The following is an 11599-nucleotide window of genomic DNA, read 5'->3' on the forward strand; positions in this document are numbered from 1 at the left end:
TGCCGGCTCGCGCGCGAGCCGGCGCGGATGCGATCCGGCCGGTGCAAAAGCGAAGCGGCGAGCGGGTTGGCGGGCGAAAGGCGGGCAACAGGCGCGCGAAGGGCGGCGGCGGGGCGCGCCGTTCGGGCGCTCAGGCGGGCATGCGCCGCCGCTCAGGACGCCCGGTACTGCGAATCGGCCGGGATTTCGTCAGGCAGCGGCGCGCCGGCGGTTTCGAGCAGCGAGCGCTCGATCTGGCGCGTCAGCGTGTCGAGCGCGAGGTGATGCGGCCCGGTGCCGAACGGCTCGGCGATATAGCCGGCGATGGTGTCGAGCGCGATCAGCGTGTACGACACGAACACCGACACGAACGGCGTGGCGAAGCCGATCGAATCGACCAGCCCGAACGGCAGCATCATGCAGTACGAGTAGATGGTGCGATGCAGCAGCACGTGATACGGGAACGGGATCGGCGTGGAGGCGATCCGCTCGCAGCCGGCCAGCTTCGCGCCGAGCTCGTTCAGTTGCGCGTCGAGCATCCACAGCCGGGTGTCGCTCAGCGCGCCGGCGCGCTGACGTTCGGCCAGCCGCGTGCGCAGCAGATGCAGGATCGCCACGGGCCGGAACTTGGCGGCGGCCACCTGCGCGTAGGCGTCGGCGTCGAGATAGCGCGCGAGATCCTCGGCCGGATCGCTGCCGCGCAACTGGTGCTTCATCGCGTACACGAACGCGATCACGGTGCGCGCGAAGCCCGCGCCGTCGTCGGTTGCGCCGTAGGCCAGCGCCTGCGACACCAGCGCGCGGCCGGCGGTCAGCACGCCGCCCCACAGCTTGCGCGCTTCCCAGTAGCGGTCGTAGCTGGCGTTGTTGCGGAACGCCGCGAAGATCGCCAGCGCGAGGCCGGCCAGCGTGAACGGGGTGGGGTTCAGCGGCACCTTGGTGCCGAGGATGCGGCCGTCGGTCAGCAGCGCGAGCAGGCTGATCACGGTCATCACGGCGAGCTGCGGCAGGATCGATTGCAGCACCGAGCCGTTCCAGACGAACAGCATCCGGAACCAGTGTTCGCGCGGGCGAATGATCATGACGGCAACTCCGATGCGGCAGTGAAGCGGGTAACGCTACCAGAAACGCGAGGCGTTGCGGACGGCGCGCGCTGCCGGGGCAGGCGTGGAACGAAGCGGGGGACGATGCGAGGCGCAGGGCGCGGCGGCCGGGGCCGCCGCGCCCTGCAAAGCCGGTCAGGCCGCGGCGCGCTGGGCGTTGGCGCGGTGCATCAGCACCGGGATCGACTTCGAGGTGGGCGTGTTGGCGATGTCGGCCGTGCTGTCGAGCGGCACCAGCGGATTGGTTTCCGGGTAGTACGCGCCGATGCAGCCGCGGGGGATGTCGTATTCCACCAGCAGGAAGCCGTCGGCGCGGCGCTCGATGCCGTCGTGCCACACGGTTTCCAGATCGACCCAGTCGCCGGCCTGGAAGCCGAGCATCGCCAGGTCGTCCTTGTTGGCGAACACCACGCGGCGCTGGCCGAACACGCCGCGGTAGCGGTCGTCGAGCGCGTAGATGGTGGTGTTGTACTGATCGTGCGAGCGCGTCGTCATCAGCGTCAGCAGCTTCTCGCCGTGCTGCGCGCGGGCGCGCTGGATCGGCGTGTCGGTCGGCATCGGGTGCGCGATGAAGTTCGCCTTGCGGTTCGGCGTGATCCAGTCGCGCTCGCGCGAGGCCACGCGCAGGTGGAAGCCGCCGGGCTGGGCGATCCGCTCGTTGTAGTTCTCGAAGCCGGGCAGCACCGCCTCGATCGCGTCGCGCACCCGCGCGTAATCGTCCATGTAGGCTTGCCAGTCGACCGAATCGTCCGGGCCGAACAGCGCCATCGCCATCTTCGCGACGATCGCCGTTTCCGACAGCAGGTTGGCCGAGGCCGGCTTGTTCATGCCGTACGAGACGTGGACCATGCTCATCGAATCCTCCACCGTCACGCCTTGCGAGACGCCGTTCTGCAGGTCGATCTCGGTGCGGCCCATGGTCGGCAGGATCAGCGCGTCCTTGCCGTGGATCAGGTGGCTGCGGTTCAGCTTGGTCGTGATGTGCACGGTCAGCGCGCAGCGTTGCAGGCCGTCCCAGGTGCGCGGCGTGTCGGGCGTGGCCATCGCGAAGTTGCCGCCCAGGCCGATGAACACCTTGACGTGGTCTTCCAGCATCGCCTCGATGGTTTCCACCACGTCGTAGCCGTGATGGCGCGGCGGCTCGAAGCCGTACACCTTGCCGAGGCTGTCGAGGAACGCCATGGTGGGCTTTTCCTCGATGCCGACCGTGCGGTTGCCCTGCACGTTCGAGTGGCCGCGCACGGGGCACAGGCCCGCGCCTTCGCGGCCGATGTTGCCGCGCATCAGCATCAGGTTCGACAGCATGTGGATGGTCTGCACCGAATGCTTGTGCTGCGTGATGCCCATGCCCCAGGTGGCGATCACGCGCTCGCTCTTGGCGTACAGCTCGGCCAGCGAATCGATCTGCGCGTACGACACGCCGCTCTCGGCGGTCAGCACGGCCCAGTCTTCCGCGCGCAGGTCGGCGGCGAACGCGTCGAAGCCGGCGCAGTGTTCGTCGATGAACGCCAGGTCCAGCACGCGCGGCTGGCCGGCCAGCACGGCCGCGTCGTCGAATTCGAGCACGCGCTTGGCGAGGCCCTTGATCAGCGCGAAATCGCCGCCGATGGTGGGCTGCACGAAGCGCGAGGCGATCTTGGTGCTGCCGCCCGTCAGCATCTCGATCGGGCTTTGCGGATCGGAGAAGCGTTCCAGGCCGCGTTCCTTGAGCGGATTGATCGAGACGATGGTGGCGCCGCGCTTGGCGGCCTCGCGCAGCTCGCCGAGCATGCGCGGGTGATTGGTGGCCGGGTTCTGGCCGAAGATCATCAGCAGGTCGGCGTGCTCGAAATCGTGCAGCGTGACGGTGCCCTTGCCGACGCCGACCGTGGCCGGCAGGCCGCGGCTGGTGGCCTCGTGGCACATGTTCGAGCAATCGGGGAAGTTGTTGGTGCCGAAGCGGCGCACCATCAGCTGATACAGGAACGCGGCTTCGTTGCTGGCGCGGCCCGAGGTGTAGAACGCGGCGCGGTTCGGGTTGTCGAGCGCGTTCAGGTGGCGCGCGATCAGCGCGAACGCGTCGTCCCAGCCGATCGGCACGTAGCGGTCGCTGGCGGCGTCGTACGCCATCGGGTCGGTCAAACGGCCGTGCTGCTCGAGCTCGTAATCGGATTGCTCGAGCAGGGCGGTGACGGTATTGGCGGCGAAGAAATCGTGCCCCACGCGCTTCGAGGTGGCTTCGGCGGCCACGGCCTTGACGCCGTTTTCGCAGAATTCGAAGGTGGACGCGTGCTGGCGGTCGGGCCAGGCGCAGCCCGGGCAGTCGAAGCCGTCCGGCTGGTTCTGGCGGAACAGCGTGCGGTAGTTGCCGCCCGACACCCGTTCCTTGATCAGGTTGATCGCAACCTGCTTGACGGCCCCCCAGCCCGCTGCGGCGTGGTGGTAGGGTTCGATGCGCGGAGTCGGAGCTTTCTTCTTCATGGCTGCTACTTGACGTGGGCCGCCTCTGGCGGCGATGGAAGCAGCGTACCTTTGCCGCAGTGCGTCATGGGTACACACCTGCCCCAGCCGAAAAAGAGTACAGTTGCGTTTTCGCAGTACACCGGAAGCCAAAACTGTGCTTCAGAACATTCCGAACGATACAGCATGAAGCGTTACGAGAAGCTGGCCGACGACATCGACGACATGATCCGGCGCGGCGTGTACCTGCCGGGCGAGCGGATTCCGTCGGTGCGGCAGGCGAGCCATCAGCACGATCTGAGCATCACCACCGTGGTGCGCGCCTATCTGGTGCTGGAAAGCCGCGGCGCGATCGAGAGCCGGCCGCAGTCGGGCTATTTCGTGCGTGCGCGCGAGGCGCCGGCCGGCGAGCCGGCGCTGAACGCCAGCACGCCGATCGCGGTGTCGTCGGCGGTGGACGTGAGCCGGCTGGTGCTGTCCACGCTGCGCACCATCGCCCGCGACGACGCCGTGCCGCTCGGCTCGCCGTATCCCGATTCGGCCCTGTTTCCGTCGCAGCGGATCGCGCGCCACATGCACGGCATTGCGCGCCGCCGCACGCGCTGGGGCGTGATCGACGATCTGCCGCCCGGCAACCCCGAACTGATCCGCCAGATCGCGCGCCGCTACGGCGAGCGCGGCATCGCCGTCGATCCGAACGAGATCGTCGTGACGATCGGCGCGACCGAGGCGATCAACCTGTGCCTGCAGGCCGTGGCGCGGCCCGGCGACACCATCGCCGTCGAATCGCCCACGTTCTACGCGATGCTGCACGCGATCGAGCGGCTCGGCATGCGCGCGATCGAGGTGGCCACGCATCCGGTGGACGGCATCGATCTCGACGCGCTCGCGCGCATCCTGGAGCGCGAGAAGATCGCCGCGTGCATGGTCATGCCGAATTTCCAGAACCCGCTCGGCTTTCGCATGAGCGACGCGCGCAAGGCCGCGCTGGTCGACCTGCTGGCGCGCCACGACGTGCCGGCCATCGAGAACGACGTCTATCACGAGCTGTATTACGGCGAGGCCCGGCCCAGCGCGCTGAAATCGTTCGACCGGCGTGGGCTGGTGCTGCATTGCGCGTCGTTTTCGAAGAGCCTGTCGCCGGCCTACCGGATCGGCTGGGCAATGCCGGGCCGCTACCGCGATCAGGTCGAGAAGCTCAAATTCCTGAACACGCTGGCCACGCCGGCGCTCGACCAGCTGGCGATCGCCGAATACCTGCGCCACGACGGCTACGATCACCACCTGCGGCGCATCCGCAAGACGTTCGCCCAGCAGGCGAACCTGATGGGCGCGATGGTGCGGCGCTTCTTCCCCGACGGCACGCGCATTTCGCAGCCGACCGGCGGCTACGTGATGTGGGTGGAACTGCCGCCCGGCTGCGATGCGATGGCGCTGTACCAACTGGCGCTGGCCGAGGGCATCACGATCGGGCCGGGGCACATGTTCTCGACCACCGGCAACTACCAGCATTGCATCCGGCTCAACTACAGTTATCCGTGGTCGCCGCAGATCGAGGAGGCGGTGCGCACGCTGGGCCGGCTGGTGGCGGCGGCGGTGCGCGGCGAAGGCGGCGGGAGCGGCGCGGGCGGCGGACGCAGCGAATCGAACCAGGAGGGGACGGCATGACGAACGGCACGGAACACGACGACGCCAACGGCGGCGAAGCAAACCGCGATGAACCCGGTATCCACGACGACGGCGGGCTCGACCCGGTGATCGTCGCGGTGCTGGCCTGCCTGCGCGACGCATTGACGGAAACACCGGGGCGCGCATGGTCGCTGGCGAAGCTCAGCAAGCGCTCGCAGGTGCCGATGAGCACGTTGCGGCGCACGCTGACGGAGCTCGACGGGGCCGGGCTCACGCGCACCGAGATCGGCGAGGACGGCATCGGCCACGTCGCGCTCAGCGACGAAGGCGCGGCGCTGGCCGATGCGCTGTTCGCCGAGGGCGGCGGGGGCGGCTGAGGCGTAGCCGATCAGTCCCGAGCGGGGCCGGCCCCGGCCGCATCGGCTTCGCGATCGGCCTGCGCCTTCTTCTCCAGCACGAATTCCACGAAGCGCGCCGCCGCCGGGTCGCGCATCTCGACCGGATACGCGAGGTGCAGCGGCGCCGAAAAGCCGGCCGGATCGGCCAGCGGGCAGAACACCGCGCTGCGGTGGTCGTAGCGCTGCATCGAGGCCGGCACCAGCGTGACACCGAGCCCGGCCGCCACCATGTGGATGCCGGTCAGCATGCGCGGCACTTCGCGCGCCACGTGCGGCACGAAACCCTGGCGGCGGCACGCGGCCAGGAAGTCCGCATACATGCCCGGCGCGCCCGGCCGGCGCACCAGAATGAATTCCTCGTGTTCGAGCGCCTTCAGCGAGATGGCGGGCGGCTCGCCCTGCTTGCCGTCCATGCCCTCGAGCAGCCGGTGGCCCACCGGCAACACCACCACCATCGGTTCGTCGAGCAGCGGCTCGAACGCCACGCCGGGCAGCGTATCCACCGGCTTGCGCAGAAACGCCACGTGCAGCTGCCCGTTCGACAGCCGCTCGCTGAGCTCGGCCGCGTTCAGTTCGGCCAGCGTGATCTCGATGCCGGGGTGATCGGCGCGAAACGCGCGGATCGCGTCGGTGGTCAGCGGATGGAACCCGGCCGAACTGGTCAGCCCAACCGCGATCGTGCCCAGCTCGCCGCGCGCGATGCGCCGCGCGTGCGCCACGCCTTGTTGCAGCGTGTCCAGCACCAGCTCGGCGTTCTGCGCGAATGCGCGCCCGGCCGGCGTGAGTTCCACCCCGCGCGGCTGGCGCACGAACAGCTCGAAGCCGATCTCTTCCTCCAGCAGGCGAATCTGCTGCGACAGCGGCGGCTGCTGCATCGCCAGGCGCTCGGCGGCGCGCGTGAACTGACCTTCCTCGGCAACGGCAAGGAAATAACGAAGGTGACGCAATTCCATCGGGACGGCTCCGGCAGGCAGGACAATCGATCCATATTCAGAAAATATGGCAATACAAGCGAATCGATATTTTACATCTGGTTCGGGACTCCCTAGGATTGCGCCTGACACATTGCAGCCTTACATGGCGGGGTTCTCCGGGCGACGGAGACGGCCATCGACAATCACAACAAGGTCCAGGAGACACGAAGTGAAAAAGCACCACGCCGCAGCGGCCATGCTGCTTGCCGGATGCGCGTCCGCCTACGCGCAGCAGGACGAAGTCGACGAAGCGCTGCAACTCGCCATGGGCGGGATCGGCGGCGGCAGCTCGGTGATGCTGTACGGCGTGGTGGACGCCAACGTCGAATACCTGAGCCATGCGAGCACGCAGGGCGGCTCGCTGTTCCGCATGAACTCGGGCGGCGTCCACAATTCGCGCTGGGGCGTGCGCGGCACGGAAGATCTCGGCGGCGGCAACGCGGCGTGGTTCGTGCTCGAATCGGGCTTCAACAGCAACGACGGCACCCAGGCCACGGCGGGCACGCTGTTCAACCGCACCTCGGCGGTCGGCCTGTCGAACCGCACGTTCGGCTCGCTGTCGTTCGGCCTGCAATACACGCCGATGTACGACGTCCTGCTGCGCTACGACCCGATGCAGTTCGCGCAGCAATACACGTGGTTCCCCACCACCGGCTCGTCGAACGATTTCTCGTTCCGCGCGCGCAACAGCAACATGGTCAAGTACGTCGGCCGCTTCGCCGGCCTGACTGCGATCGCGGGCTACAGCTTCGGCGGCGACGCGGCCTCGTTCCAGAGCAGCGCGGCCTACGGCGGGGGCCTCGATTACGACGGCGGCACGTTCGGCGTGGGCCTCGCCTACGATTACCGCAACGGCGCGATCAACACGGCCGGCAACTTCACGAAGTCGCGCAACCTGAGCATCGCGTTCCGCCAGGACATCGGCCGAGGCCAGTTGCTGGCGGGCTACGAGCACTTCCTGACGAACCCGGCCAGCACCAAGACGGCGTCGTCGGCGCAGGCGCTGTTCTTCGGCGGCGTGCGCTATCCGCTCGCGCGCAACCTGAAGGTGACGGCCGCCTATTACTACGATCAGGACAAGACGCCCGGCAATTCGAATACGTGGATGGGCGTGCTGAGCACGCAGTACGCGCTGTCCAAGCGCACGTCGCTGTATGCGACCGTGGCCTACGCCCAGGCGACGCGCGGCAACAATGGCGCCTACACGCCGGTCGGCACCAACGACAGCACGGCGATGGGCCCGAACCAGACGGGCGTGACGCTCGGCATGTTCACGCGGTTCTGAGCGCGCCGCGCCCGCAGCACGGTTTTATTTCAGCAGTCGGGCCGGGGCCGCGTCGTGCGCGGTCCGGGCCTTCAGGAGCAGTTCGCATGCAATCCGTACCGATCCTCACCCGCTTCGCGCGGCGCACCGGGCTGGCCATGATCACGGCCGCCGCCGGGGCGCTGGCCGCGACGGCCAGCCCCGGCGCCGCGCTGGCGGCTTCGGCGGCAGACGCCGCCACGGCCGCGCCCGCCGCGCCGCATGTCTACAACGCGCATCTGCGCCCGGTCGCGCGTATCGCGTCGACGCGCATGGCGATCGACACGCCGGCCGGCCCGGCGCAATTCCCGCTCTACCTGTCGCGCGACTGGAACCAGCCGCAGCCCGGCGTGACGCGCGCGGTGATCGTGATTCACGGCAAGCTGCGCAACGCCGACCGCTATTTCCACAGCGCCGAGCAGGGCCGCGACGCGGCCGCCGCGCAAGGCGCGCAGGTGGACGGCACGCTGCTGATCGCGCCGCAGTTCCTGGCCTCGCTCGATCTGGCCGGCCGCGATGGCGACGCCGCGCTGCTGCGCTGGGACGCCAACGGCTGGATGGCCGGCGACGAGGCGCTGGCGCCCGCCGCGCTCAGTTCGTATGCGGTGCTCGACGCGATCGTCGAACGGCTCGCCGACCGCACGCGCTTCCCGAACCTGAAGGCGGTGGTGTTCGCCGGCCATTCCGGCGGCGGGCAGGTGGTGCAGCGCTACGCGGTGGCGGCGCGCGAAACCGGCGTGCTGGCCCGCGATGGCATCGCGCTGCGCTACGTGGTGTCGAGCCCGTCGTCGTATGCGTATTTCGACGCCGAGCGCCCCGGCGCCGACGGCAAGCCGGCCGCATTCGACGCCGCCGCGTGCCCCGGTTTCGACGACTGGAAATACGGCATGGCCAAGCGCCCGCCGTACCTGGCCGACCGCAGCGCCGCGCAGCTCGAGGCCGCCTATGCGGCGCGGCAGGTCACGTACCTCGTCGGCGGCAACGACGACGATCCGCGGCAGAAGGCGCTCGACCAGAGCTGCCCGGCCGAGGCGCAAGGCCCGCAGCGGCTCGCGCGCGCCCAGGCGTATTTCGGCTATCTGCAGGCGCGGCATCCGCAAGGCCTGAACCAGCAACTGCACGTGGTGCCGGGCGTGGGCCACAACGGCGCGAAAATGCTGACCTCGGCCTGTGCGCTGGCCGCCATCTACGACACGCCGGGGTGCGGATCATGAGTCATGCCAATCCAGCCGATCACGTGACCGAGGCCGCGCGCGACAGCGCCGCGGCGGTGCAGGCCGCGCGCCTGTCGCCGTCGATGGTGCGCCGTGCGATCTTCGCGTCGGTGCTCGGCAACGGCCTCGAATGGTTCGACTTCCTGATCTACGGCTATTTCTCGAAGATCATCGCGCAGGTGTTCTTCCCGGCCGGCAACGGGCTGGTGTCGCTGATGCTGACGCTGGCCACGTTCGCGGTGGGCTTCTTCGTGCGGCCGCTCGGCGGCATCCTGCTCGGCGTGTACGCCGACCGCGCCGGCCGCAGCCGCGCGCTGTCGCTGCTGATCATCTCGATGGCCGGCAGCACGCTGCTGATGGGGCTGACGCCCGGCTTCGCGCAGATCGGCTACGCCGCGCCCGCGCTGGTGATCCTCGCGCGCGTGCTGCAGGGGCTGTCGGTGGGCGGGCAGTTCGCCACCGCCTCGGCGATGCTGGTGGAATACGCGCCGCCGGGCCGCAAGATGTTCTACGGCAGCTTCAACATGACGGCGCAGTCGTTCGCGCTGCTGCTGTCGTCGGCGGCGGGCTATCTGCTGACCACGCGGCTGTCGCATGCGTCGCTGGTGGAGTGGGGCTGGCGCGTGCCGTTCCTGTGCGGCGCGCTGGCGGGGCCGCTCGGCTTCTATATCCGTCACAAGGTGGCCGAATCGCCGGAGTTCCAGCAACTGCGCGCGGAACACCCGGCCGAGCGCCCGAAGGTGCCGCTGCGCGCGTTCTTCCGCGACAACGGCCGCGCCGCGCTGTGCGCGATGGGCGTGATCGCGGTGGGCGCGGCCACCAACTATGTGTGGCACTCCTATCTGGCCGTATATGTCGAGCGCCAACTGCACCTGCCGTTGCAGGTCGCGCTGCGCGGGGCGTTCTTCTCGGGTGTGCTGAATCTGTTCCTGTTCCCGCTGTCGGGGCGGCTGGCCGACCGTTACGGCCCGTACCGGCTGTTCTATCCGATCACGATCGCCTGGATGCTGTGCGCGTATCCGCTGTTCGTGTTCGTGGTGTCCGCGCCGTCGGCCGAGCGCCTGCTGATCGCGCAACTGATTTCCACTGTGTTTCTCGCGGCGATGTCGGGCGCGCACCCGGGCATGCTCGCGACGCTGTTCCCGGTGCGCAGCCGCTCGTCCGGCGTGGCGCTGTCGTACAACGTCGCCGTCACGCTGTTCGGCGGGCTGGCGCCGTTCACCATCACCGGGCTGACGTCGCTGACGGGCAGCAGCCTGACCCCCGCGTTCTATCTGATCTTTGCCGGCTTCGTCTCGCTGGCCCTGGTCGGGCTGTCCCGCCGCGGACATCCCGAACTCGGCGCGGACGCGGCGGCCCCCACGAGGACCCCCGCTTGAGCACCGTGCCCGATTCCGCCCACGACGAACGCGCGCCGAACGAACGGCCTGTCGATGTCGTCGCGCCCCAGCATCTGACCGTCAACGCCCCGGCCGGCACCGGCATCGTGCCGCTGTTCGCCACCGGCGAATGGAACGCCTCGCAGCCGGAGGTCACGACCGCGGTGATCCTGCTGCACGGCCGGCTGCGCAACGCCGACGCGTATTTCCGCTTCGCCCATCGCGCCCGCGCCGCGGCCGGCCGCAATTCGAACGACACGGTGCTGCTGGTGCCGCAGTTCCTCGCGCAGGCCGACGTGGCGGCGCACCGCCTGCCGGCCTCGACGCTGTGCTGGGACTGGACCGGCTGGATGGGCGGCGGCGAGGCGCTGTCGCCCGCGCCGGTCAGCTCGTTCGACGTGCTCGACGCGCTGCTCGCCGCGCTGGCCGACCGCGCCACGTTCCCCGCGCTGCGCGAGGTGGTGGTGGCCGGCCATTCGGGCGGCGGCCAGGTCGCGCAGCGCTACGCGGTGCTGGCGCGCGGCGAGGCCGCGCTGAGCGGGCAGGGCGTGGCGGTGCGCTACGTGATCGCGAATCCGTCGTCCTACGTGTATTTCGACCGGCTGCGTCCCGATGCCGACGGCGGTTTCTCGCCGTTCGACGGCGCGCGCTGCGCCGGCTTCAACGATTGGAAGTACGGCCTCGACGCGCTGCCCGCCTATGCGAGCGAGCAGCCCGCCGCGGCCGAGCCGGGCGCGTTCGAGCGGGCCTATCTGGCGCGCGACGTGATCACGCTGCTCGGCGAGCGCGACTGCGATCCCGAACACCCGGCGCTGGACCGCTCGTGCGCGGCGATGACGCAAGGCGAGCACCGGCTCGGGCGCGGCCTGGCCTACGCCCGCTATATCGCCTCGCGCGGCGCGGCCGGCTGCACCCACGATACGCACCGGATCCCGGGCGCGGGCCACGACGCCGATGCGGTGTTCGGCTCGCCGGCCGGCATCGCGGCGCTGTTCGGCAAGACCGCGCGCGAAGCCTGAGCGGCGCACGGCGCTGGCGCGAGCCGGTTCCGCGAATCAACAGGCAGCACCCCGGACACGAATCCGGCACCTATCCAATAAAATCAGGAGACCGTATGAATTTGCCAAGCCCGAACGCCAACCCGGATCGGCTCGCCATGCCCGGCGCGACGGTGCGGCGCG

General features: G+C 69.4%; 9 protein-coding genes. 6 read left to right on the forward strand and 3 right to left on the reverse strand.

Annotated elements, in window-relative coordinates; translation table 11 throughout:
- Positions 1-152: 152 nt before the first annotated feature.
- Positions 153-1061, reverse strand: a complete 909-nt coding sequence (locus tag G3N92_RS23565) for a bestrophin family ion channel (RefSeq protein ID WP_206129992.1) — start codon at positions 1059-1061, stop codon at positions 153-155.
- Between the two features lie 156 nt (positions 1062-1217).
- Complete coding sequence (locus G3N92_RS23570) at positions 1218-3542, reverse strand: FdhF/YdeP family oxidoreductase (protein WP_206129993.1); 2325 nt, start codon at positions 3540-3542, stop codon at positions 1218-1220.
- Positions 3543-3707: 165 nt separating this feature from the next.
- Here G3N92_RS23570 and G3N92_RS23575 point away from each other — a divergent pair, with 165 nt between their 5' ends.
- A complete protein-coding gene (locus G3N92_RS23575) occupies positions 3708-5189 on the forward strand; it encodes a PLP-dependent aminotransferase family protein (protein ID WP_241014982.1) in 1482 nt (493 codons plus the stop codon).
- The gene (locus G3N92_RS23580; protein WP_241014983.1) at positions 5186-5527 is read left to right on the forward strand and encodes an ArsR family transcriptional regulator; all 342 of its coding nucleotides are present in this window, start codon (positions 5186-5188) and stop codon (positions 5525-5527) included. The genes G3N92_RS23575 and G3N92_RS23580 overlap by 4 nt, the downstream gene beginning before the upstream one ends.
- Positions 5528-5538: 11 nt before the next feature.
- Here the strand turns inward: G3N92_RS23580 and G3N92_RS23585 are convergent, their stop codons facing one another.
- Positions 5539-6501 carry a LysR family transcriptional regulator gene (locus G3N92_RS23585; protein WP_206129994.1) on the reverse strand — a complete coding sequence of 321 codons (963 nt, stop codon included), beginning with the start codon at positions 6499-6501 and terminating at the stop codon, positions 5539-5541.
- A gap of 190 nt (positions 6502-6691) precedes the next feature.
- Between G3N92_RS23585 and G3N92_RS23590 the strand changes: the two genes are divergently transcribed.
- The 4 genes from G3N92_RS23590 (at position 6692) to G3N92_RS23605 (ending at position 11437) form a co-directional block, all read left to right on the forward strand.
- The gene (locus tag G3N92_RS23590; protein ID WP_206129995.1) at positions 6692-7807 is read left to right on the forward strand and encodes a porin; all 1116 of its coding nucleotides are present in this window, start codon (positions 6692-6694) and stop codon (positions 7805-7807) included.
- Between the two features lie 137 nt (positions 7808-7944).
- A complete protein-coding gene (locus G3N92_RS23595) occupies positions 7945-9039 on the forward strand; it encodes an alpha/beta hydrolase (protein ID WP_206129999.1) in 1095 nt (364 codons plus the stop codon).
- 83 nt (positions 9040-9122) lie between these two features.
- A complete protein-coding gene (locus G3N92_RS23600) occupies positions 9123-10418 on the forward strand; it encodes an MFS transporter (protein ID WP_241014985.1) in 1296 nt (431 codons plus the stop codon).
- Positions 10415-11437 (forward strand): alpha/beta fold hydrolase, encoded by a 1023-nt coding sequence (locus tag G3N92_RS23605; RefSeq protein WP_206129997.1) that lies wholly within the window; start codon positions 10415-10417, stop codon positions 11435-11437. The genes G3N92_RS23600 and G3N92_RS23605 overlap by 4 nt, the downstream gene beginning before the upstream one ends.
- The last annotated feature ends 162 nt before the right edge of the window (positions 11438-11599 follow it).

It is taken from the genome of Burkholderia sp. Ac-20379, assembly GCF_017104645.1.
Taxonomy (GTDB): domain Bacteria; phylum Pseudomonadota; class Gammaproteobacteria; order Burkholderiales; family Burkholderiaceae; genus Burkholderia.

What these genes read in the sequence shown, in the direction of transcription:
- G3N92_RS23565 (WP_206129992.1), bottom strand. Translation starts at nt 1,061, where the DNA reads ATGATCATTCGCCCGCGCGAACACTGGTTCCGGATGCTGTTCGTCTGG.
- G3N92_RS23570 (WP_206129993.1), bottom strand. Translation starts at nt 3,542, where the DNA reads ATGAAGAAGAAAGCTCCGACTCCGCGCATCGAACCCTACCACCACGCC.
- G3N92_RS23575 (WP_241014982.1), top strand. Translation starts at nt 3,708, where the DNA reads ATGAAGCGTTACGAGAAGCTGGCCGACGACATCGACGACATGATCCGG.
- G3N92_RS23580 (WP_241014983.1), top strand. Translation starts at nt 5,186, where the DNA reads ATGACGAACGGCACGGAACACGACGACGCCAACGGCGGCGAAGCAAAC.
- G3N92_RS23585 (WP_206129994.1), bottom strand. Translation starts at nt 6,501, where the DNA reads ATGGAATTGCGTCACCTTCGTTATTTCCTTGCCGTTGCCGAGGAAGGT.
- G3N92_RS23595 (WP_206129999.1), top strand. Translation starts at nt 7,945, where the DNA reads ATGATCACGGCCGCCGCCGGGGCGCTGGCCGCGACGGCCAGCCCCGGC.
- G3N92_RS23600 (WP_241014985.1), top strand. Translation starts at nt 9,123, where the DNA reads ATGGTGCGCCGTGCGATCTTCGCGTCGGTGCTCGGCAACGGCCTCGAA.